21 protein-coding genes are annotated in these 22,667 nt (G+C 61.8%); 11 read left to right on the plus strand and 10 right to left on the minus strand.

Translation table 11 applies throughout. From position 1 onward, the window contains the following. Nucleotides 1-94 precede the first annotated feature (94 nt). Nucleotides 95-565 (plus strand): MarR family winged helix-turn-helix transcriptional regulator, encoded by a 471-nt coding sequence (locus tag ACP7A2_RS08060; protein WP_426133788.1) that lies wholly within the window; start codon nucleotides 95-97, stop codon nucleotides 563-565. A gap of 125 nt (nucleotides 566-690) precedes the next feature. Here the strand turns inward: ACP7A2_RS08060 and ACP7A2_RS08065 are convergent, their stop codons facing one another. From ACP7A2_RS08065 to ACP7A2_RS08085, 5 genes are all read right to left on the minus strand, one after another. Beyond that, nucleotides 691-1,695: a transketolase-like TK C-terminal-containing protein gene (locus ACP7A2_RS08065; RefSeq protein ID WP_426133789.1), complete on the minus strand. Its 1,005-nt coding sequence runs from the start codon at nucleotides 1,693-1,695 to the stop codon at nucleotides 691-693. 333 nt (nucleotides 1,696-2,028) lie between these two features. Continuing rightward, on the minus strand, nucleotides 2,029-3,063 hold the full coding sequence (locus ACP7A2_RS08070) for an AraC family transcriptional regulator (RefSeq protein WP_426133790.1): 1,035 nt from the start codon (nucleotides 3,061-3,063) through the stop codon (nucleotides 2,029-2,031). A gap of 4 nt (nucleotides 3,064-3,067) precedes the next feature. Continuing rightward, nucleotides 3,068-4,198 (minus strand): carbon-nitrogen hydrolase family protein, encoded by a 1,131-nt coding sequence (locus ACP7A2_RS08075; RefSeq protein ID WP_426133791.1) that lies wholly within the window; start codon nucleotides 4,196-4,198, stop codon nucleotides 3,068-3,070. 209 nt (nucleotides 4,199-4,407) lie between these two features. After that, nucleotides 4,408-6,186, minus strand: a complete 1,779-nt coding sequence (locus ACP7A2_RS08080; RefSeq protein WP_426133792.1) for a sensor domain-containing phosphodiesterase — start codon at nucleotides 6,184-6,186, stop codon at nucleotides 4,408-4,410. Nucleotides 6,187-6,281: 95 nt separating this feature from the next. Further along, nucleotides 6,282-6,722, minus strand: coding sequence for a hypothetical protein (locus ACP7A2_RS08085; protein ID WP_426133793.1), 441 nt, complete (start codon nucleotides 6,720-6,722; stop codon nucleotides 6,282-6,284). A gap of 340 nt (nucleotides 6,723-7,062) precedes the next feature. On the opposite strand from ACP7A2_RS08085, the gene ACP7A2_RS08090 reads away from it, so the two are divergent. Further along, nucleotides 7,063-9,102: an FAD-dependent oxidoreductase gene (locus ACP7A2_RS08090; RefSeq protein ID WP_426133794.1), complete on the plus strand. Its 2,040-nt coding sequence runs from the start codon at nucleotides 7,063-7,065 to the stop codon at nucleotides 9,100-9,102. 56 nt (nucleotides 9,103-9,158) lie between these two features. Next, nucleotides 9,159-10,043, plus strand: coding sequence for a 1-aminocyclopropane-1-carboxylate deaminase/D-cysteine desulfhydrase (locus ACP7A2_RS08095; protein WP_426133795.1), 885 nt, complete (start codon nucleotides 9,159-9,161; stop codon nucleotides 10,041-10,043). 43 nt (nucleotides 10,044-10,086) lie between these two features. Here ACP7A2_RS08095 and ACP7A2_RS08100 read toward each other — a convergent pair whose 3' ends face one another. The 3 genes from ACP7A2_RS08100 to ACP7A2_RS08110 all read right to left on the minus strand — a co-directional run bounded on the left by ACP7A2_RS08100 (nucleotide 10,087) and on the right by ACP7A2_RS08110 (nucleotide 12,753). Then, a complete protein-coding gene (locus ACP7A2_RS08100; RefSeq protein WP_426133796.1) occupies nucleotides 10,087-10,674 on the minus strand; it encodes a cytochrome b in 588 nt (195 codons plus the stop codon). A 112-nt stretch (nucleotides 10,675-10,786) separates the two neighbouring features. After that, complete coding sequence (gene phnX, locus ACP7A2_RS08105; RefSeq protein WP_426133797.1) at nucleotides 10,787-11,614, minus strand: phosphonoacetaldehyde hydrolase; 828 nt, start codon at nucleotides 11,612-11,614, stop codon at nucleotides 10,787-10,789. Nucleotides 11,615-11,643: 29 nt separating this feature from the next. Beyond that, nucleotides 11,644-12,753 (minus strand): 2-aminoethylphosphonate--pyruvate transaminase, encoded by a 1,110-nt coding sequence (locus tag ACP7A2_RS08110; protein ID WP_426133798.1) that lies wholly within the window; start codon nucleotides 12,751-12,753, stop codon nucleotides 11,644-11,646. Between the two features lie 112 nt (nucleotides 12,754-12,865). On the opposite strand from ACP7A2_RS08110, the gene ACP7A2_RS08115 reads away from it, so the two are divergent. After that, a complete protein-coding gene (locus tag ACP7A2_RS08115) occupies nucleotides 12,866-13,723 on the plus strand; it encodes a LysR substrate-binding domain-containing protein (RefSeq protein WP_426133799.1) in 858 nt (285 codons plus the stop codon). A 100-nt stretch (nucleotides 13,724-13,823) separates the two neighbouring features. Continuing rightward, on the plus strand, nucleotides 13,824-14,531 hold the full coding sequence (locus ACP7A2_RS08120) for a YebC/PmpR family DNA-binding transcriptional regulator (protein ID WP_426133800.1): 708 nt from the start codon (nucleotides 13,824-13,826) through the stop codon (nucleotides 14,529-14,531). A 116-nt stretch (nucleotides 14,532-14,647) separates the two neighbouring features. Here ACP7A2_RS08120 and ACP7A2_RS08125 read toward each other — a convergent pair whose 3' ends face one another. Continuing rightward, nucleotides 14,648-15,940 (minus strand): protein kinase, encoded by a 1,293-nt coding sequence (locus ACP7A2_RS08125; RefSeq protein WP_426133801.1) that lies wholly within the window; start codon nucleotides 15,938-15,940, stop codon nucleotides 14,648-14,650. Between the two features lie 39 nt (nucleotides 15,941-15,979). Next, entirely contained in the window at nucleotides 15,980-17,074 is a 1,095-nt protein-coding gene (zapE, locus tag ACP7A2_RS08130) for a cell division protein ZapE (protein WP_426133802.1), read from the minus strand. 215 nt (nucleotides 17,075-17,289) lie between these two features. On the opposite strand from zapE, the gene ACP7A2_RS08135 reads away from it, so the two are divergent. The 6 genes from ACP7A2_RS08135 (at nucleotide 17,290) to ACP7A2_RS08160 (ending at nucleotide 22,637) form a co-directional block, all read left to right on the plus strand. Further along, nucleotides 17,290-17,790, plus strand: coding sequence for a Csu type fimbrial protein (locus ACP7A2_RS08135; protein ID WP_426133825.1), 501 nt, complete (start codon nucleotides 17,290-17,292; stop codon nucleotides 17,788-17,790). Further along, nucleotides 17,784-18,326, plus strand: a complete 543-nt coding sequence (locus ACP7A2_RS08140) for a Csu type fimbrial protein (RefSeq protein ID WP_426133803.1) — start codon at nucleotides 17,784-17,786, stop codon at nucleotides 18,324-18,326. The genes ACP7A2_RS08135 and ACP7A2_RS08140 overlap by 7 nt, the downstream gene beginning before the upstream one ends. Before the next feature lie 18 nt (nucleotides 18,327-18,344). Continuing rightward, complete coding sequence (locus ACP7A2_RS08145) at nucleotides 18,345-18,887, plus strand: Csu type fimbrial protein (protein ID WP_426133804.1); 543 nt, start codon at nucleotides 18,345-18,347, stop codon at nucleotides 18,885-18,887. A 4-nt stretch (nucleotides 18,888-18,891) separates the two neighbouring features. Next, entirely contained in the window at nucleotides 18,892-19,389 is a 498-nt protein-coding gene (locus ACP7A2_RS08150; protein WP_426133805.1) for a Csu type fimbrial protein, read from the plus strand. 25 nt (nucleotides 19,390-19,414) lie between these two features. Beyond that, on the plus strand, nucleotides 19,415-20,203 hold the full coding sequence (locus tag ACP7A2_RS08155) for a fimbrial biogenesis chaperone (RefSeq protein ID WP_426133806.1): 789 nt from the start codon (nucleotides 19,415-19,417) through the stop codon (nucleotides 20,201-20,203). A gap of 67 nt (nucleotides 20,204-20,270) precedes the next feature. After that, complete coding sequence (locus ACP7A2_RS08160) at nucleotides 20,271-22,637, plus strand: fimbria/pilus outer membrane usher protein (RefSeq protein WP_426133807.1); 2,367 nt, start codon at nucleotides 20,271-20,273, stop codon at nucleotides 22,635-22,637. The last annotated feature ends 30 nt before the right edge of the window (nucleotides 22,638-22,667 follow it).

The following is a 22,667-nucleotide window of genomic DNA, read 5'->3' on the forward strand; positions in this document are numbered from 1 at the left end:
ATGCCAATCTAGTTGCAATTGCAACGACATGCCTGAATCTAGCGCGGGATGAGCTACTATTGCAACCTTCTTGAAATTCCCCGGATGGTGTTGCATGTCGTCGAAAGAGCCTGATGTATGGTTCCGTTTTGTCAGGGCGCACAGGACGGTCATCCGTGAAATCGAACGCCGTCTGGCCGAGGCGGAATTGCCGCCCTATGCCTGGTACGACGCGTTATGGGGCCTGGAAAGCGGCCCCGACGGCACACGGCGTATGCACGAACTGGCCGACGTGCTGGCGATCGAGCGTTACAACCTGACGCGCCTGGTTGACCGCCTGGAAAAGGACGGCCTGGTGGTGCGTTCGCGCTCCGACGGCGATGGCCGTGCGGCATTTGCCTCGATCACCGACGCCGGGCGCGCGCTGCGCAAAAAAATGTGGAAGATTTACGAAAGCACCGTGGACGAGCTGTTTGTGTCGCAGATCGAGCCGGAGCAGCGTCAACTGTTCGCCGATACCCTGGAGCGCGCTGCCGGGTTGGCGATGGAGGCGGGTGTGCAAACCCGAAGCCGGCGCAAAATCTGAGAAACGATAAAGATCCCAATGTGGGAGCTGGCTTGCCTGCGATGGGGGGCTGTCATCCAGCGCACCTGTGCCTGGCCTACCGCTATCGCAGGCAAGCCAGCTCCCACCGTTGTTCGCCTTCCAGTTCAATGAAGGTGGTACCGGCTCATGGCGGATTTCACGTGCTCAGCATCAACCCGCCCCTCATCCGCCAACGCCCTGAGTGCCGACACCACAATCCAATACCGGCTCGGCGCTGCCGCCTGCACTGACCCCGCTCCCAGGGCGACAAACTGCGCATCCACATACCCCGCGACCTGATCGACAATTGCCTGCGGATACCCGGTGACCGCCACCACTGGCGCAGCATTGCCCGCCAGGCAGTCACGTAAATGGCAGCTTCGTTTCGGCGCCAGGGGATGCAGGCGGTTCCAGCGCTCAGCGGCCGCAGCCTCACGGGCCAGGCGTGTGTAGCTGGGGCAACTCCACAGCTGCGCCGTGACCTGCCAGTCCTGCTCCAGCAATTGCGCGGCTTGCACGACTTCCTCAAACGCGCGACCGGCGCCGAGCAATCGCACCGCGCCGGTGCGGCCTCTTTGGATCGGGTACATGCCCTTGAGCGCGTCCTCCCGATCCTGTGCACTTAAATGCCTTCTGGTGTCCTGATCATGCAACGCCAGGTAATAAAAACCGGGTTGGCCGTCGACATACAGCGTGCGCAACCCCGCGAGCACAATCGCCCGGGCTTCCGCTGCGCAGGCCGGGTCGTACGGCGTGCAGTGCGGATGGGCAGCCAGCCAGAGCGGCACGCACGGTTGCGTGCCTTTGGGCCAGGCTGAAGGGTGGTTTTCGATGTCATTGCACAGGATGCCGCGTTGCGCCGTTTCGTCCGAGAGTGCGCACAATTGTGCCGAAGACGCTGCGCTGTGCAGGTACAGCATGGGTTTTTCGGCGGTATTACGTGCGAACCAACTGGGCCAATTACTGACCCGCCGAGAGCGCGACTGGCCGCGAATCACCCAGGCTTGTCGGCTGAACTCCAGGGTGTTGGCCATGGTCATCACCGCGTACAGCGGCGAGCCGTCCGACTGCCCGGCAGTGTTCAAAGCCTCGATACAGAGCTGTGCGGCGTGTGCGGTAGGAGGGGGCATGGCGCGGGTCACCTGGCGACGAATAGCCATACCCTAATGGAAGTGGGTATTTGATTGCAATTGCAATGATAGCAATAGCGCCTCAAAAATCCCTGGGCTAAATCAACGCTGCGCTGCTACGTTTAATCGTGAGGTGCAGGAACGTCATGACGCCGACATTTTTTCGTCATCACGGCACTTTAGGCTGGGTTTGCAGGTCATTTATTTGCAACCGCTTTTAATCGATAAGGAGTCCACCATGGACGATTACCAGGAAGAACTGCTGGAGTACCACGCGTTTGAAATGGATCCACTGGATCCGGTTGATGACGCCACCGAGCTGTAACACCGACTTCAGGCGGAATGCCGCTGACTGCGGCGAAATTCCCCTGGGGTCTGGTTGTTCCATCGCCTGAACGCCCGTTGAAAGGCTTGGGCTGAGGCAAAACCGAGCAAGTAGGCGATCTCGCCGAACGCCAGTTCCGTGTCGCGAATGTAGGTCATGGCCAAATCGCGGCGGGTATCGTTGAGAATCGCGCGAAACTGCGTGCCTTCGTCGGCCAGTTTGCGGCGCAGCGTCCAGGTTGGCAGCTTCAAGCGTGCCGCCACTTCTTCCAGGTCGGGTTCCCGGCCGCCATTGAGCATCGGCCCGAGTAACCGGGTAATGCGCTCGCGCAGGCTGCGGGTGCGGGTCAATTGCTCCAATTCCCTTTCACACAGCTGCAACAGCAGGTTCCAGGTACTTGGGCAGTGCTGCGGGTTGCGCAGGGCCAGCGTGGATTTGTTCAGCCGCAGTTGGTTGGCGTCAGCGCCGAAGTGCACCGGGCTGTCGCCGAGCGCGCTGTAGTGTTCGCTGTAGTCTGGCGCGTCAAACTCGATCTCGATGCGCTGCGCCTGCACCGTTTGCCGGGCGAGACTCGAGAGCTGGTGCAGCCAGCCGGCAATGATCGAATCCACCACAAAACGGTTGTAGGCGTTGTAGGGGCTGATGGAATAGAAGCGCAGCCACGCGCCTTCGGCGTCCTCATGAAAGCTCGACTGGCCGCGATAGTTGGAGCCGTACAAGGCTTCAAAGCGCGTCAGTGTGCGCGCAGCTTCGCGCACATTCGGCGCCTGCGCGGCGGTCACGCCGGCCAGCCCCGCCTGGCTCAAGCGGCTGAGCTGGCCCATGCGCAAACCCAGGCTTGGGTCGCCGGTCAGCTGGATCGCCGCGTGGCCCAGGCGCATATAGCGCGGGATCGACAAGCGTGCACCGGCTTCGGCGAGGCGCTCCGGGTCCAGGCCGTATTGCAGCAGCAGCGGCTGCGGGTCCAGGCCATGACTGTGAATCGCATCGGCCAGGGCCTGCACGAAGCCCACCGACAAATCCCCCAGGCGCACCGGTTTCAAAGCGCTACAGCCAGATATTCAGCAGACGCGCGCCATGGTCATCGCTGCCAGCGGTGACCTGCCCGTTGCTGCTGAGGAAGCTGTGCCCGGCAGTGCCCAGGTCCCAGAATTGCCCGCGCAGGAACACGCTCATGCCGGCACTCGCCTGGCTGATCGGCTGTTGGCTGATCAGGGTGAGGCGACGCCAGGCTTCGCCCTCGCTGAGTTCTTCGGGCTTGAGGCTGATTTCAGGGGGCGTGGACACGCTTTTGAAGCCGCGCCATGGGCGTTCCCACGTGTCGCGACCGGTCACAAACGCGGGCACCGCAACCAGTTGCGCGCCTCTCTCGTTGAGTTTGCGGTAGTTGTCCGGGTACCAACTGTCACTGCCGATCAGGATGCCCAGGCGCCCGGCAGGGGTATCGACCACGCTGATGAGGTTTTCATCGCCCGGCTCGATAAAGCCACGCTCATCGTAGATCGGGTAAAACTGACGCTGTGGCTGGCCCACCGGTAACCCATCGGCGCCAAACACTACGCTGGCGTTGTACAGCGGGCCACGCCCGACCTGCAATTGCCCTTCGCTCACGCTGGGGTCGGGCAGGGCAATGGAGCCTGCCACCAGGGTCACGCCAAATTCCCTGGCCAAGCCGCCGAACAGCGCCTGATAGTCGCGGGCCATTGCCTGGGCTTTCATGCGCAGGTAGGCGTCGTCCATGCGGTTTTCACCGGTGGCGCTCAGCCAGGCCCGCGCAAACAAAAACGGGTTACTGGCCGACAGCCAGTTCATTGCATCCTTGAGATGGATGGACTGATACAGCTCGTTTTTCTCGCCGCTGAGCATCAGCCAGGTGCCGATATGTTCCGGTAGCACGACGACGGTCTTGCTGTTGATCAAACCCTCGTCGCGGGCTTTTTGCAGGTACGCCGCAAGCTTCAGGTGCAGGCGTTCCAGGCTCTGGTAGTCGGCCGGGAACAGCTCCGGCTGGATGCCCAGCAAGTTACCCCGATCGGAAGGTACGCCTTCATTGACGGCCAGGGTAATACGCAGGTCCGACAGGTAATGCGCCACAGGGCGCTCCTGGGTCCAGACCAGATACGCGGCGACGGCGGCAACCAGGGCCAGGGTGAACGCTAAAGCAAAAAGTTTACGCATGGGGAGCAAAAAAGGGACCAATGGGCGGGTGTGTAAATTCGGTTGAACTGCGGTCGAGGATACACAGAGTCAGTGGGTTACAGAAATTATTGGGCCAACGCAGCAGCTTTTTCACCTCAGTGAGACGCCCGCTGCTTGCGGCGCACGGCTCTTGGAGCGCTATCCCCTGGCTTGGTTCCTGTCGCCTTCGGCCCGCGTGTTGCTGCTGATCAAGACGCTCGCAGTTGCGTTCGCGACGGGCCCTCGCCGGGATGGTTTCTCTCAATCCACGCCTGAAGGTCCTTGGGCGAGAGCGCCTTTGAAAAGAAGTACCCCTGGCCTTGATGGCATTGCCAGGCACGCAACAGTTCGAACTGCGACAGAGTTTCTATGCCCTCCGCAACCACTGTCAGATCCAGGCTGCGCGCCAGGCTGATGATGCCTCGTACGATATGCCAGTTGCTGTTGTCAGGTTGCAGGTCGGTTAACAGCGAACGGTCAAGCTTGACCATTTTTGCCGGTATGTCTCGCAGGTACTTCCAATTGCTGTAGCCGCTTCCAAAGTCGTCAATCGCTATGGCAATGCCCAGCAGGTGCAGGCGCTTCAATTGGTGCTGCACCGCCTCAAAGTCAGTCACCAGAACGCTCTCGGTGAACTCCAGCTCCAGGCAGTGCGGCGCCAAGTCAAACTCACTCAAGGCGTGCTGCACCTGATCATAAAGTCGACCATCGGTGAGGTCTATTGCCGAAATGTTGAGTGAGACGGTCAGTTCAAGCCCCTGGTCGCGCCACGCGGCAATCTGTTTACAGACGTTTCGCACGACCCAGCTCGTAATGTGCCTGATCGCGGCAGTGGTCTCCGCCAGGCCGATAAATTCAGCTGGCCCTATTTCGCCCAGCGTCGGGTGCTTCCACCGTAGAAGCGCCTCCACAGCGAAGCACCGACTGTCGGCGAGATTGACCCGGGGCTGGTATTCCATCCGCAACTGGTCGGGTGAGCGCAGCGCCGACTCGATAGCGTGAAGCAACATCGCACTGCGTTGCGAGCGGGCGTCGACGCTGGGGTCGTAATACAACCAGCGGTGTTCGGAGCGGCGGGCGGTGTCGATCACGCTGGCCATTAACCTCAGGTTATCGACAGGCGTCAGCGCGTTCGGGCCTAACTTCAGCACGCCGATACCGACATCGGCGAAGACCGGGATACTCTTGAAGTGCACCGGTTGAGCAAGGGCATTGCTGATCGCTTTGATCAGCACCGGCAGCTGGATGCGGGGACCATCCTCAACCAACACGGCGAAGCTCATCGTGCTGGCTCGATACAGATGCGCACCTTCTGGCAATACGGCAGTGAGCAAATTTTTCATGCCCAGCATGAACTCAACGAAGCAGTCCAATCCCAGCGCTTTCACCAACCTGTCCATGCCGGCAGCGGTCAGCGGTTCAATCAATATTGCCCATCGATGAGGCAATTGAGCCGCGCCTCTGGCGACGTCCTGCTCAAAACACAGGCGATTGGGCAACCCCGTCAACGCGTCGAAAAAGTGCTTCTGATGAATGGATTCCAGGCGCGCAACGACGATAGCGGCAGCATTGTGCAGGAAGGTTTTGTCTTGCTCGCTCATGGGCGCGCGTTGTTTTTGGTCGATGACGCACAGTGCGCCTAACGCGCGGTTGCGTGCCGTTACCAGGGGTACACCTGCGTAATACCGAATGAACGGTGTGCCGGTGACCATGGGGTTATCGACAAACCGAACATCCGTAGCGGTGTCGAGGACCTCCAGCAAGCCTTCGGTGAGCAGGCAATGGACACAGAACGACTCGGTCAGCGTCATGCTCTGAACATCGAAGCCGACCTTGGCCTTGAACGTCAAGACGCCATCATTGACCGCGCTGACCACCGCAATGGGGGCACCGAAGTGCGCGGATATCATGGCGACCACGCTGTTCAACACCTCATCGGCGTCGCAGGCGATATGCGCGGTGAGCCGCTGCACTTCGGCCTGGCGCATCAGTTCGGTGAACGCTGAAAAGGAAGTTGGCATTTAAAATCCTGCAATGATCGACCAGGTGACGCCCGCGGGTGAGCCGTCCACGCGACGAGGGGTTAATAGATGGCCGTGTGTTGTAAGGATCTCAAGGTGACGGACAGCGACTTGAGGCTGTTGGCAATCGACCGGCAGATGTTATCCAGCCCGGCAATCAACTTATCGACCGCCACAAAAACACACTCGGACGAAGGCGAAGGCTCAAACTCGGCCTTTGCCGCGATAACGTCATCGCGGATGCTATCGAGTTGAACCCCGGCAATGGCCAAGCGTTGAATCAGGTCTGTGTTGAACGTGGCAATCACGGTGTGCAGATCATTGATGGGAAAGATGAACAGGTCTGCGTGAGCCGTATGTGCCTGTTGGGTTTCGACGCGTACCTGGAAGCCCGCCACCTCTGCATTCACGTCACACAGCCGGCTGACGATTGACTGCACATCGCGCAGAACGGCGTTTACCCGCGACTCTACAGAGCAAACAAAGCTGTTCAGTTGTTGCATGACGGCGCACCTCGGAGTAGCTGTTTTTGTGAGTTAACAATTGCCGCTGGCCGGCCACCGATTCCGCTGGGGGCGGCGGTTGATGCCAGAATGATGGCGCTGCGTATATTAATGAAGTCAGCAAAATGTATGGCTGCGATAGGCGCATTAAATAATTGCGCGCTAAATAAAATCCGGGCGGTTATGCTGGATCGGCAGGTGCGCTGTGCATTTAAGTTAATAACTTGTAAGTTTCAGTCATTGAGCGGTCGTCCAGCGGCTCTTAGTCTGTGGGACATAAACCGATGGCGGGCCATTCGAGCCTTCCACGTCCCGTGATGATCCGTTGTGGAGCTGTACCATGACCGCTGCTGCCTACCCGCACCTGCTGGCCCCGTTGGACCTGGGTTTTACCACCCTGCGTAACCGCACCCTGATGGGGTCGATGCACACCGGCCTTGAAGAAAAACCCGGCGGTTTCGAGCGCATGGCGGCGTATTTTGCCGAGCGCGCCCGTGGCGGCGTGGGCCTGATGGTCACCGGCGGCATTGGCCCGAACGATGAGGGCGGGGTGTACGCCGGTGCGGCCAAGCTGACCACCGAAGAAGAAGCGCAAAAGCACAAGATCGTGACCCAGGCCGTGCACGCGGCGGGCGGCAAGATCTGCATGCAAATCCTCCACGCCGGGCGTTATGCCTATAGCCCCAAGCAGGTCGCACCGAGCGCGATCCAGGCGCCGATCAACCCGTTCAAGCCCAAGGCGCTGGACGAGGAGGGGATCGAGAAGCAGATCCAGGATTTCGTCACCTGCTCGCTGCTGGCCCAGGTCGCCGAATACGACGGCGTGGAAATCATGGGCTCGGAAGGCTATTTCATTAACCAGTTCCTCGCCGCCCACACCAACCATCGCACCGACCGTTGGGGCGGCAGCTACGAAAACCGTATGCGCCTGGCCGTGGAAATCGTCAGCCGTGTGCGCGACGCCGTTGGCCCGAACTTCATCATCATCTTCCGCCTGTCGATGCTCGACCTGGTGGAAGGCGGCAGCACCTGGGAAGAAATCGTGCAGTTGGCCAAAGCCATCGAAAAAGCCGGTGCGACGATCATTAACACCGGCATCGGCTGGCACGAAGCGCGTATCCCGACCATCGCCACCAAGGTGCCGCGTGCCGCGTTCAGCAAAGTCACCGCCAAGCTGCGTGGCGCGGTGCAGATTCCGCTGATCACCACCAACCGTATCAACACCCCGGAAATTGCCGAGCAGATTCTCGCCGAAGGCGATGCCGACATGGTCTCGATGGCGCGGCCGTTCCTCGCCGACCCGGATTTCGTCAACAAGGCCGCCGCCGGGCGTGCCGATGAAATCAACACCTGCATCGGTTGCAACCAGGCCTGCCTGGACCACACCTTTGGCGGCAAGCTCACCACCTGCCTGGTCAACCCGCGAGCGTGCTACGAGACCGAGCTCAACTACTTGCCGGTCAAACAGATCAAGAAAATCGCCGTGGTCGGTGCCGGGCCTGCGGGCCTGGCGGCTGCCACCGTGGCGGCTGAGCGTGGCCACCAAGTGACATTGTTCGATTCGGCCAGCGAGATCGGCGGCCAGTTCAATATCGCCAAGCGCGTGCCGGGCAAGGAAGAGTTTTTTGAAACCCTGCGTTACTTCAAACGCAAATTGCAGACCACCCACGTCGAGCTGTGCCTCAACACGCGGGTGGATGTGGAGCAACTCAAGGCCGGCGGTTATGACGAGATCATCCTCGCCACGGGGATCGCGCCGCGTACGCCGGCAATTCCGGGCGTCGAGAACGCCAAGGTGTTGAGCTACCTGGACGTGATTCTGGAGCGCAAGCCGGTGGGCAAGCGCGTGGCCGTGATCGGCGCTGGCGGTATCGGCTTCGACGTGTCGGAGTTCCTTGTGCATCAGGGCGTGTCCACCAGCCTGGACCGTGACGCGTTCTGGAAGGAGTGGGGCATCGATACCCAATTGGAGGCGCGTGGCGGTGTCGCCGGTATCCAGCCGCAGCCCCACGCCCCGGCGCGTGAGGTGTTCCTGCTGCAACGCAAGGCTTCCAAGGTCGGCGACGGCCTGGGCAAAACCACCGGCTGGATCCACCGTACCGGCTTGAAGAACAAGCAGGTGCAGATGCTCAACAGCGTCGAATACCTGAAAATTGACGACGAAGGCCTGCACATTCGCATCGGTGCCGAGGGCGAACCGCAACTGCTGGCGGTGGACAACATCGTCATTTGCGCCGGCCAGGACCCGTTGCGCGAACTGCAGGACGGCCTGCTCGCCGCCGGCCAGAACGTGCACCTGATCGGCGGCGCCGACGTGGCGGCCGAACTGGACGCCAAACGCGCGATCAACCAGGGCTCACGCCTCGCCGCCGAGCTGTAAGACCCTAAAAGGGGCGGTGGTAGACTACCGCCCCTTTTCTCATTCAGATGCTCCCGATGGGTCCTTTCGACTGGCTTCCCCATGCGCCCCTTGAACCCTTGCCGCTGGATTGGCTAGAGGGCGTCGAGCTGGCCGTGTTACGCCTGGACCGCATCGACCCGCTGATCAGCGGTAACAAGTGGTTCAAGCTCACCGGGCATCTGGCGTGTGCGCAAGCTGCCCGCGGCATCATCAGCCTGGGCGGCGCCTACTCCAACCATCTGCATGCAGTGGCGGCGGCGGGTAAACGCTTTGGTTTTCCCACCGTCGGCCTGCTGCGCGGCCATCCGCAAGACACTCCCACCGTTCTCGACTTGAAAGCGTTCGGCATGCAGCTGCATTGGCTGGGCTACGGCGGCTATCGCGCGCGGCATGAGCCGGATTTCTGGCTGCCGTGGCGTGAGCTGTACCCCGAACTGCACCCCGTGCCCGAGGGCGGTGGTGGTATTGCTGGGGCGACGGGCTGCGCGGTGTTGGTCGAGCAGGTTCGCGCACAGTTAAGCGCACTGGGCTGGGACGATTACGACGCGTGGTGGTTGGCGGCGGGCACCGGCACCACACTGGCGGGTTTGGTGATGGCAGAGGCGGGCGCGCATCACGTCTACGGCGCCATGGCGGTGCCGGATGATCACGGCGTGGCGCAAAACGTCGAGGCCATCGTGAGCGGCGGTTACGAATTGCTCGACGCCAGCCGAGGCGGCTTTGCCAAGGTCGATACGCAGCTACTCGACTTTATCGACACCACGCAACAGGCCTGCGGTTTGCCACTGGAGCCGCTGTACACCGGCAAAGCGCTGCTGGCGCTCAAACAACACATCGAAGCCGGACGCTTCGCTCCCGGCACCCGCCTGATCTTCGTCCACACCGGCGGCCTTCAAGGCCGTCGAGGCTTCACCGCCTAGCACACACCCCTGTGGGAGCGGGCTTGCTCGCGAAGGGGCTGTGTCATTTGGCAGATTTGCTGACTGACCCACCACTATCACGAGCAAACCTACCCGGCATCATCCGCAACGCGGTGTTATCCCGCAGGACGTAATGGTGGGCAATCCCCGCCAATGCATGCAACCCGATCAGCCAATAACCGACCTTCCCAAACCATACATGCCAGCCCTCAATCTGCTTGGCCAGGGCTTTGTTCTCCGCGATCAACGGCGGCAATTCCATGCCGTAGAACATCACCGAATGCCCCTCGGCACTCACAATCAGCCAACCCGCAATCGGCATGCCGATCATCAATGCATACAGCGCGAAGTGCATCAGCGTGGCCAGCAGGCGTTGCCATTGCGGTGGTGCCGGCACAATCTTCGGCGCAACCCCCAGGCTGCGCGCAAACAAACGCAACCACACCAGCACAAATACGGTAAGGCCAAGCATGAAGTGCATTTCGACGATCAACGTGCGCCCGCCACTGCCTTTGGGGAATTGGCCGCGTAGCTCAATGCAGGCGTAAACCACCGCCAGCAACACCACCATTAACCAGTGCAGCGCGATCGACACGGTGCTGTAGCGTGTATCGGAGTTTTTCCACGGCATCGCTGGGTTCCTCACTCATCAGGGCATACCTCCATTCTTTTGACGGAGTGCGTTAACTGTATGCCGGTTTTGAGTGGCTCGCCTGGCGCAAATGCGCTTGTTTTGACCTCAGTCAGTGGCTTTGCGGCATTTCACCGCGTGCCAGGCGACTGTTGATGTCGCTGATGACCGCAGGCAGGTCGTTGATCGTGTCGATCAGGTAGTGCGGGCGCGAGCCTTCGAACAGGGCTTCGATGCGTTTGCGTTCGCTGGCCAGTGTGGCGGCGTCGAGGGCGCGGAACTGCTCGTAGGTCAGGCCCAGGGCGTTGCCGGAACAGGTCAGCGCCACCGTCCACATGCCGGCGCGACGGCCTTCGAGAATGCCCGGCACGGTGTCGTCTACTTTCACGCACGCCGCCACATCATCGACCCCCAGGGCAATCACGTTGGCCAGGGCCTGGGCCGGCCACGGGCGGCCATTTGGCACTTCGTCGGTGGCGACCACGTGGTCGGCGATGTAGCCGTTGGTGGCCGCCAGCGCGACGACCTTGTCCATGACTTGCTTGGGGTAGCCGGAGCAGGAACCGACCTTGATGCCTTGCACGCGCAGACGGGCGATGGTGTCCAGCGCGCCGGGGATCAGCGCCGAGTGCTCGGCGATCTTCTCGATTTGCAGCGGCATGAAGCGCTGGTAGATGGCGGTCACGTCGTCATCGGTCGGCGTGCGGCCGAAGGCCTTGCGGTAGCGCTCGGCCACTTGCGGTTGGTCGCACAGGGTGCGGATATGGTCCCACTTGCCCATGCCCATCGGGCCACGGGCTTCTTCGATGGACACTTGCACGTCGAACTCGGCAAAGGCTTCGACAAAAATCTGTGTGGGGGCGAAGGAGCCGAAGTCGACCACAGTGCCGGCCCAGTCGAGGATGACGGCCTGGAGGGTGTTGGGGTTTTGATAGTTCATGGCTTGGATCCTGTGGGTAATAGGGGGAATCAGATGTCCGACACTTCCATTTCTTGCAGCACTTGCCCGATGGCCGTCACTGCCGCCTGCATCTCGGCCGTGTTTATGTGGCCTATACAGCCCACGCGAAAGGTCTCCACGTGGGTCAATTTGCCCGGGTACAGAATGAAACCCTTGGCCTTGACCCGTTCGTAGAATTCCCTGAACTGGTAGCGCGGGTCTTTGGGGGCGTGGAAGGTGACGATGATCGGCGCCTGGATCGCTGCCGGCAGAAAGCTGCGCAGGCCCAGCTCGGCCATGCCGTCCAGCAGCACCTGGCAGTTGCTCGCATAACGCTGATGACGCGCCGCCAGGCCACCTTCTTCAGCGTATTGCAGCAGCGCTTCGTGCAGGGCCGCGAGCACGTGGGTCGGCGGCGTGAAGCGCCACTGGCCGGTCTTTGCCATGTAACTGTGCTGGTCGAACAGGTCCATCGCCAGGGAATGGCTGTTGCCTTGGGCGGCGGCCAGCGCGTGTTTGTCGGCGAAGACAAAGCCCATGCCCGGCACGCCTTCAAGGCATTTGCCCGAGGCGGCGATCAGCGCGTCGAACGGCACCTCGCGGGCATCGATCGGCAACGCGCCAAAGGAACTCATGGCGTCGATGATCAGGCGTTTGCCGTGGTTCTTTACGACTTGGGCGATTTCCGGCAGCGGGTTGAGAATGCCCGTGCTGGTTTCGCAGTGAATCAGCGCGACGTGGGTGATGGCCTTGTCTGCGTGCAGCAGGCGGTCCACATCAGCGGCGGTGGTTGGTTGGTCTTCGGCGGTTTCAAAGGTGCTGAACTCGCGGCCCAGCACTTCGCAAATCTTCGCCAGGCGCTTGCCGTAGGCGCCGTTGATCAGCACCAGCACCTTGCCGTTACGCGGCACAAGTGTGCCGATGGCCGCTTCCACGGCGAAGGTGCCACTGCCTTGCAATGGCACACAGTGGTGGCTTTGGGCGGCGTCGAGAATCGCCAGCAACTGCGCGCAGGCGCTGGCGGTCAGCTGGTTGAAACGGTCATCCCATGAACCCCAGTCGACCATCATTGCCTGGCGGGTGCGGTTCGATGTGGTCAGGGGGCCAGGCGTCAGCAGGATGGGCGCGGCAGTGTTCATTTGAAGTTCTCGCAAGGCATTGGGGTTGAGGCTACGGCGCCTAAATTGCAGTTTGGCTTGTCATCAATCAAATTGTTTGTTGTTATGCGAGCTATCAGTGAGGCCAATAGCCATGAATTTGTTCCAACTGCGCGCATTCGATGCCGTGGCCCGTGAGAGCAGTTTTACCCGCGCGGCGGCTCGGCTGTTTATCAGCCAGCCGGCGGTGACCGGGCACATCAAGGCCCTGGAAGAGCACTACCAGATCCCCTTGTTGCGCCGCACCGCGCGACGGGTGGAGTTGACCGAGGAGGGCGCGCGCCTGGCTGCCATTACCCGGGCAATTTTCGGCCTGGTAGACGAAGCGCAGACCCTGCTGGAGGCCAACCGTCAGTTGGTCACCGGGCGCCTTGAAGTGGCCGCGGATGGGCCGCACCTGGTGATGCCGATGATCGCCAGCCTGCGCGCGCGCTACCCGGGCATCACCGTGAACCTGCGCTTGGGCAATGCCCAGGAAACCCTGGCGGCATTGTTGTCCGAACATGCGGACGTGGCGGTGTTGACCGAGGTCGAACCGCGCAATGGCCTGCACCTGCAACCCTTGGTTGAGTCGCGGATTTGCGCGCTGGTACCGGCGGGCCATCCCTGGCTGGCTGACCCGCAAGGCATCCGCCTTGAGCAGTTGCACGAGGTGATCATGGTGCTGCGCGAGCCCAGTTCAATTACCCGCCGCACCTTTGACGACGCCTGTCTCAGCGCGGGCGTGCAGCCCAAGGTGTTGCTGGAACTGGACAGCCGCGAGGCGGTGACCGAAGCCGTCGCGGCGCAACTGGGGGTGGGCGTGGTGTCATCGATGGAGGTTGGCCGCGACCCGCGTGTGCAGGCCATTGCCTTGCAGGGTGATGGGCTGGTCAACCGACACATGCTCGGCTGCATGGAGCGACGCCGCTCATTGCGCCTGATTCAGGCGTTTTTCGAGTTGGCGTCTTGACGGTTTTTTGCTGGAACGATTTTTTTTTGCCCTATAAACTCTGCCCCCAAAGCGCCGGCCAGTAGACGTCTCGGCGCGAGGGACGAAAAGAGAGTGAGTCATGGGCGCACAGTGGAAAGTCAAACATAAAGAAGCGGCATCCAATGCCAAGGGCAAAATCTTCGGCAAGCTGGTAAAGGAAATCACCATTGCTGCCCGCAACGGTGCCGACGTCGCGACCAACGCTCACTTGCGTCTGGTGGTGGAGCAGGCCAAAAAGGCCTCGATGCCCAAGGAAACCCTGGACCGCGCCATCAAGAAAGGCGCCGGCCTGCTGGGTGAAACCGTGCAGTACCACCGCGTAACCTACGAAGGGTTCGCCCCGCACCAGGTGCCGTTGATCGTTGAGTGCGTGACCGACAACATCAACCGCACCGTGGCGGAAATCCGTGTGGCGTTCCGCAAGGGTCAACTGGGCGCCTCGGGCTCGGTGTCCTGGGACTTCAATCATGTGGGGTTGATCGAAGCCTCGCCGCAGACGCCGGACGCTGATGCAGAAATGGCAGCTATCGAAGCCGGTGCGCAGGATTTTGAAGACGGCGAAGAAGAGGGCACAACCCTGTTCATCACCGAGACCACCGACCTGGATGCCGTGCAAAAAGCGCTGCCGGATCAGGGCTTCACCGTATTGTCGGCCAAGCTGGGTTATATCGCGAAAAACCCGGTGAGTGGTTTGACCGATGAGCAGATGGCTGAAGTTGAGGCCTTTCTGGAAGGTCTGGACAACCATGATGACGTGCAGGACATGTTCGTCGGTCTGGCTGGGTAAAATGCGCTAAAAAATGTGGGAGCTGGCTTGCCTGCGATAGCGGTGGATCAGTCACTGAAAAGGTGAATGAAACATCGCCATCGCAGGCAAGCCAGCTCCCACATTTGGAGTGGGTTTCAGGCTGATTTGAGCAACGCTTCGATTTCCTCAAAACCTGGGCGCGCCAGCACATCCGGCTGACAGCAACGCGCCTGCAGCGCATTCAGCGCTTCATCGTTCATCCCCTCAACGCGCTCCAGCAATTCCCCCAGCAGCACGCCGAATGCGCGCACTTCAATGCGCTGCAATGCCCGGGTTTCCAAAGTGTCTGCCGTGGCATGGAACGACGCCGCGCCAAAATCCCCCAGCAAGCAATCACCCGCCGCATTCCACAGAATATTGTGGCCGTACAGGTCGCCATGGGTGATGCCGTGCCGGTGCAAATGCGCCGCCACCGACGCCACACCCCGCGCCATGCGCAGCGCCACTTCAGCGCTGAAGTGTGTAGCAGGTTCATAGATGTCACGCGTGCACGACGCCAGGCTTGGCAGGGCTGCGAGGTTGCGGTAACTCGGGTCGATCAAGTCCATCACCAGCGCGGCGCCGTCGTCAGGGTGGCCGATAACGCGTCCTTGCACCTTGATCAGGTTCGGGTGCAGCCCCGCCGCGATGCAGGCCTGCATTTCATGCAGCGGCGAGCCGTCGCTGGTGATCGTGCCTTTGTACACTTTGACGGCCACCGGCTTGGCCTGCGGCGTCCACATTGCCTTGCGGATAACGCCCGAGGCGCCTTCGCCCAGCACCTCGCCCAACGCCAGTTCGGACCAGTGAATATCCGGCGTCGTGTCATCTGCCGTGACGGCCACCGCCATTTCCACCGGGTTCCCGGCATAGGCCAGCCAGGTCAGGCTCGGCATCTTCAGCAGCCACTCCGGCAACTGCGTCAGGCGGTTGGAGGCGATGCGCAGCAGCTCGAGGTTTTTGCACTGGGCCAGGCTTTCGGGCAAGTGAGAAAGCCGGTTGCCGGCCAGCATGAGTTTTTGCAGTAACGGCCGCTCGCCCACTTCATCGGGCAATTGGCTGATGCAGTTGTCGGTCAGGATCAGCCAGCGCAATTGTGGCGGCAGGGCGGCGCCGGAGACTTGGCTGATTGTGTTGGCCTTGAAGCTGATCATGCTCAGCGTCGCGCACTGGCCCAGGCATTCCGGCAGCTCGGTGAAGGCGTTGTCCGGGCAAAACAGCACGCGCAACTGGGTCAGGCGGTGCAGGTCATCGGGCAAGCGGCTCAGGGCATTGCCCCCGAGGTTGAGGATTTCCAGGGTGTCGGCCAGTTCGAAGATTTCCCGGGGGAATTCAGTCAGCCCGCAAGACAGGTCCAGGCGCGTAATACCGGCCAATTGGCCGGCTTTGAGTTGAGCGAGGGTATTCATGAACGGCGCGGTCACTCGGCTAGAGGGCGTAAATGGCGCTCATGATACCGGGTCGGGCGCGTGTTGCGGGTTGACCGTTTGCAATTGGTTCAGCCGGCTGGCGGTGCGGGCGAGGTCGATGGCCTGGCCGCTCAAAGCGGTTTCCAGCGGTTGCGTGCCGATCAGGCTCAACTGCTTGTCGCGGTCGTAGAGCACGTCCACCAGGTTGATAAAACGCTGCTGCACGGCGATGGGGCAGTCCGCCAGCAAGGGCAGGCCGTCGATGATCCAGTGCTCGTACTCCTCGCACAGCAGCAGGTAATCCATCACCGCCGTGAGTTGTTCGCACAGGTCGGCGAAGGTGAAGGCGATGGTGCGCGCCTGATGGTTGCGACACACTAATTGCCGGTTGCCGACGGTCAGGGTTTGCGCCGGGCAATCGAGGGCGGGCAACCCGAATGCCTCGCGCTGTTGCGCCGTGCCAGGCCAGATGTACCGGCCACGGGTAAAGTGCTGCGCACTCTGCGCCTGCGCCAAGCTGCGAAAATCCTGGGGTGAACTGACTTCCAGCACGTCCATGCGCGCGGCGATCAAGTCGATAACCGGCTTGAATCGCTGGTGATACAGCGGGTTAGGCAACAGGCCTTCTGGCGGGTAATTGGAGGTCACCAGCACCAGCACGCCACGTTTGAACAGCGCCTGGAACAGCCGGCTGATGAGCATCGCATCGCCGATGTCGTGGACGTGAAACTCGTCGAAACACAGTACCCGGCAGCCCGCCAGCAGCTCATCAAGAGTGACGCCCAAGGCATCGTCCCGGTGGCTGTGTTTAAACATGCCGCGATGCAGGCGCATGAAGAATTCGTGGAAGTGCACGCGCTGTTTCTCGGCGATCGGCACTGCCTGGAAAAAACCGTCGAGCAGCCAGCTTTTGCCGCGCCCCACCGGGCCGTGCAGGTACAGGCTGCGCGTGGGCTGGCCGGCCAGCAGGTGCGCGGTTTCAGTGCTCAGGGCGGCAATCGCCCGGGTTTGGCCGGGGCTGAGGGTGTAGCCCTGTTGTTCGGCCTTGTCCTGGAAGAACCCAGGAATGGGCGAATCGACGGGGCGCTCGGTTTTTTTTCCGAGCAGGCGCTGGATCAGGGGAAGCACGGCCAAGGCGGGTCACTCTGTGTTTCGGTGGTCGCTCACTGTAGGGCGCGCGCGCCGATTTGACCAATAGAGAAGGGGGCGGCCAGCGATCTCGAAAAGGCATGGTGCAGGTGTAGTCCCTTACCGACTGGCAGTTTCCTTCTTAATGGCTAATCTCATAAACAGGAGTCACCCCTGTATAAGGAATTGGGGCAGTGAAGGGACGAGCGGTATTGGCAGTCATGGGCGCGATGCTCTGCGGTACGGTTGATGCTGCGCAGCTCCAGGTGGTGGTGCGCATCGACGTGCAGCGGGGCTGCCAGTTGGTGGGCACCACCCGCAGCGCCGGCATCGAGCAGCTGGGCGTATTGGATTTTGGCAGCGGCCCGCGTCTGGATGACCCGGCCGGGCCGCTGAGTGCGGCCTTGATCAGCCAGCGCCAGCCGCGCCTGGAATGTAACCCCGACACCCCTTATCAAATGCGCGTTGACGGCGGCCTGCACGGCGGCGTGGGCGAGGTGCGCTACCTGAGCGCCGCCACCCCTTCCAGCAAACCCATTCCCTATCGCATCTACGCCGACGCCGCACGCTTGATTCCGTTGCCGGTGAATGTGCCCGTCAGCGGCCGCGTGCCGGATTCCGGCTCCGTCGATTTGCCGCTCTATGGCCGCATCGAACCCCTCAAAGACATTCCCGCCGTCGGCCGTTACTCCGACCTGCTCAAGGTCACGATCACATGGTGAGCCGCGCGCTGGCCGTGCTGGCCATGAGCAGCGCGTTGCTGCTTTCGCCGAGCGCCCGTGGGGCGGTCGCCAGCGGGTTCATCCAGGCGAGCATGGTGATCACCGCCAGTTGTGAGGTGACCAAGAACATTGAAACGGCGCCGGTAGGCCCGACTGGCGGCACGGCCATGCTTTATTTTGGCAGCCAGGGACCGACCTGGACCAACACCCTGGCAGCAGGTCTCTCGGCCACTGATAACGCGCCACTTTCGGTGGCGTGCAACCCGACAGTTGCCAGCTTCACCGTGACCATTGACGGCGGCACCAACGCGGCGGGCACCACCCGGCGTTTGAGCAACGGGCGGCAGATGATCCCTTATCAACTGATGGCCGACCCGCTCGGGCGAATTCCGTACAGCATCGACCAGCAACACAGTTTTTTTGCCAGCGATGGCAAACAAATGACCATCCCGGTGTGGGGCGCCGTGGTGGCCAATACGACGGCCCTGCCTGCAGGGATCTACACCGACACCTTGACAGTGACTCTGGACTGGTAAATTAAAAGGACCTACATCATGCACACACTTGCATCTCGACTCGGCGTTTGCGCACTGGGCCTGGCAATGGCCTCCAGCCTCAATGCGGCGACCACTGTGACCGGGCAGATCAGCTCGACCATGACGTTGATTGCCAGCTGCCAGGTCAACGGCTCCGGGGCGGCCACCGGGCTGAACTTCGGTAGCTTGAACTTCGGTACCACCAACAGCCTTTTCACCAACGCCGATGCCCAACTGCTCGGCGGCACCGGTACCGGCGGCGCGCTGTCGGTGCTGTGCTCGGCGGGCACCACGCCCACCATCAAGGTGCGCGCCGGGGCGCATGACAATGCTTCCCCAGGCGGCACGCGGGCTCTGGCCGACGGTGCGGGCAACTTTGTGCCCTATGACTTTTACACCGACAGCGGGCATTCGGCGCTCCTGGCCATCGACGGCGTGATCACCCTGGCTGCCAGTACCGGCGTGGCGCAGAGCGTGAACCTGTATGGGCGGGCGGTGGGCAAGGCGGGGCTGCCGGCGGGCACCTACACCGACACCGTGGCCGTTGAACTGACGTTCTGAAGCCATGAACCGTTTGGTGGCAAGAGCAATGCTGGTGTGCGGCCTGGCCGTGCCGCTGCCGTTGTCGGCGGTGACCAGCCAGAGCTTTCAAGTGAGCGCGACTGTGACGCCGGGCTGCCTGATTGTGGGCGGCGCCTCCAACTACGGGGCGCTGGCCTACGGCAGTCATTCGGCACTGGCAACCGGCACCGTTACAGCCGCGCTGACCGGCGGGGTGACCTTGCAGTGCACGCCGGGCGTGACCTTGAGCATGAGCGTCAACGGCGGCCTGCATAACAGCACCGAGCGTAATTTGCAGCTCAATAGCGGCAGTGCGCGGGTGGCTTATCAATTGTTTCGCGATGCGGCGTTCAGTCAGAGCCTGGGGATCAGTCAGAGCGTCAACGTGGCCTACAGCGATGCAAATAACATCAGCCTGCCGATTTACGGACGGGTGCAGTTACCGGGCAACCAGCCTGGGGGAACGTACAGCGACACGCTGCAGGTGCAGCTGACGTGGTAGGGCTATGGGTATAAGGAGTGGGTTTATGCGTTCAACTTCCCGGCGGCTGTGGGCCGCGGGTATGGCCTTGTGTGCCGCGTGTAGCGCAGGGGTTGTGCAAGCGGCCAGTTCGGTGCTGATCTGGCCGATCGATCCGGTGCTGGAGGCCGACCAACAGGCCAGTGCACTGTGGCTGGAAAACCGTGGCACCGAGACCGCCAGCCTGCAGATTCGCGTGTTTGCCTGGAGCCAAAGCGGTTTTGACGAGCAGTACCAGAACCAGCGGGATGTGATCGGCAGCCCGCCAGTGGCGAAGATCGAGCCGGGGCAAAAGCAGCTTGTACGGCTGACGCGCACCCGCGAAGTGCCGCCGGGGCAGGAACTGGCGTATCGCATCATCATCGATGAAATACCGTCGGCGATTCAGGTGCCGCCGCCGCCGGAAGGCAAGAACACCGCCGCGGCCATTCGCTTTCAGATGCGCTATTCGGTGCCGCTGTTTGCCTACGGCGCGGGCCTTTGGAGCAAGGACGACGCGACGCGTCAACGCGACCCCAAAGGCGCCGGCAAGCCAGACCTGAGTTGGAAAAAAGTCACGGTGGCCGGGCGCTCCTACATTGAAGTACGCAATCAGGGCGCGGTGCACGCGCGCCTGACTGACGCCTCGTTCAGGCAGGGTGGGCAACCCCGCCCTCTGGTGGACGGTTTGCTCGGTTACGTGCTGCCGGGCGCGACCATGCGCTGGCCGGTGCCGGACGCGGTATCCGCCGATCAACCGTTGCAGGTCCGCATCAACGGCGCACCACAGTTGGAGAGCCTGGCGCCGAAGCGATAACAGGGTTTGGAGTGGGGCGGGGTGAAACCCGGTTTTGACAGGATGGAGATGTCCATTGAAGGACGCAATGCCATGGAGTCGTGGTCGGGCTCGTTGTAAGTGGCCGGCGGTGGCAGTGGTGAGCGGGCTGTGGGGCGCAATGATCGCGCTTCCGGTCGTGGCTGGCGACCTCCCGCCGCCCCCGAGCAGTATGGAGGCAGTCGCCGATGCACAGCTGTTTCTGGAGCTGGTGGTCAACAGTATGGACACTGGCCGGGTGATTGCGGTGGACCAGCGCGCCGGGCAACTTTACGTACCGGCGAGCGCACTGCAGGACGTGGGCATGAAACTGCCCGGCGACCTCAGCGGCAGCATCGCTTTGGACAAGGTCCCCGGCCTGCACAGCGACTACGACAGCAACGGTCAGCGCCTGTTGGTGGATGTGCCGCCGTCGTGGCTGCAGGAACAGTTTATCGGCAACCGCAACACCTACCCGCGCACCCAGGCGATGAGCAGCTTCGGCGCCTTGCTCAACTATGACGTATATTTCAACGACACGGACGAAGGTGGCAGCTACCTCGCCGCCTGGAACGAGGTGCGCCTGTTCGACAACTGGGGCACCTTGTCCAATACCGGGCAGTACCGGCAAACCCTGGTTGGCGGGGTCAGCGACAGCACGCTCAATAACGGCTATCGGCGCTACGACACCACCTGGCGTTTTTCCGATGACGAGCGGTTGCTGACGTACGAGGCGGGCGACGTGATCAGTGGGTCATTGCCCTGGAGCAGCTCGGTGCGCCTGGGCGGGGTGCAATTGTCCCGGGATTTTGCAGTGCGCCCGGACCTGGTCACTTACCCGTTACCGCAATTTGCCGGCGAAGCGGCAGTGCCGTCCTCGGTGGACCTGTTTATCAACGGCTACAAATCCGAAAGCGCGCTGCTGCAACCGGGGCCTTACACCCTGACCAATATCCCGTTTATCAATGGTGCCGGTGAAGCGGTGGTGGTGACCACGGACGCGCTCGGGCGCCAGGTATCCACCACGGTGCCGTTCTACGTGACGAGCACGTTGCTGCAACACGGCCTGAGTGATTTTTCGGTGGCAGCCGGCACGTTGCGCCGTGATTACACCGTGCGCGACTTCGGCTACGGCCCGGGCGTTGCCAGTGGCACGTTTCGCTACGGCTATTCCGACTCACTCACCCTGGAAAGCCATGCCGAAGCCTCCAGCGACCTGACCCTGGGCGGGCTGGGCGCCAACCTGCGGCTGGGTAACTTTGGCGTGCTCAACACGGCCGTCAGTCAAAGCCAGTTCGACGGCCGTACCGGCCAGCAGTTGAGCCTGGGGTATCAGTACAACAGCTCACGCTACAGCCTGTCGTATCAACGGGTTCAGCGGCGCGACGAATACGCCGACCTGACCCTGGTCGACACGCCTTACGCCAGCCTCAGCAAGCGCAGTGAACAGGTCACGCTGAGCCTTAACCTGGAGCGTTTCGGCAGCCTGGGCTTCGGCTATTTTGACGTGCAGGCGGCGGACGATTCGCGCACGCGTCTGCTCAACCTCAGCTGGAGCAAGCCGCTGTGGCACAACACCAGCTTTTACCTGTCGGCCAACCGCGAGATCGGCGACAGCAACTGGGCCATGCAAGCGCAATTGGTCATTCCCTTCGACATCAATGGCAGCCTGGCCTTGAGCAGCGAGCGCAGCAAGGACGGCGCGAGTCGACAGCGCGTCAACTACAGCAGCGCGGTGCCGAGTGACGGCGGGGTGGGTTACAACCTCGGCTATGCCCAGGGCGACGGGCCGACTTACCGCCAGGCTGACCTGACCTGGCGCCTGCAATCGGTGCAGTTGCAGGCCGGCGTGTACGGCAGCAGCGACGCGCAAACGCGCTGGGCAGATGCCAGTGGCTCGCTGGTGTGGATGGGCGGCGACACATTTGCCGCCAACCGTATCAACGACGCGTTTGTGGTGGTGAGCACCCAGGGGTTTGCCGGCATTCCGGTGCGCTACGAAAACCAGCTGGTAGGCCAGACCAACCGCAACGGCAAATTGCTGGTGCCGTGGAGCAGTGCCTATTACCGCGCCAAATATGAAATCGACCCGCTGAACCTGCCGCCGAATGTGCAGAGCCCGAATGTGGAGCAACGCGTGTCGGTACGCCGGGGCAGCGGGTATTTGCTGGAGTTTCCTTTGCGCCGGGTACTGGCCGCGAGCATCACGCTGGTAGACAGCGCGCACCAGGAGTTGCCCCTGGGCAGCCTGGTGGTCCACGAACAGAGCAACACCCAAGCGGTGGTCGGCTGGGACGGCCTGGTGTACCTGGAAAACCTCAGCGCGCACAACACGCTGCAGGTCACCCTGGGTGAAGGGCGAACCTGCCAGACGACATTCGATATTGATGAACAGCAACAGGACGTGCCCCTGATCGGGCCGTTGGTGTGCCAGTGAAAGGCTGAGAAAGGAGTAGGCGGGTGAAGG

Source organism: Pseudomonas sp. PWP3-1b2, from assembly GCF_049896045.1.
In the GTDB taxonomy this organism is placed as follows: domain Bacteria; phylum Pseudomonadota; class Gammaproteobacteria; order Pseudomonadales; family Pseudomonadaceae; genus Aquipseudomonas; species Aquipseudomonas antarctica_B.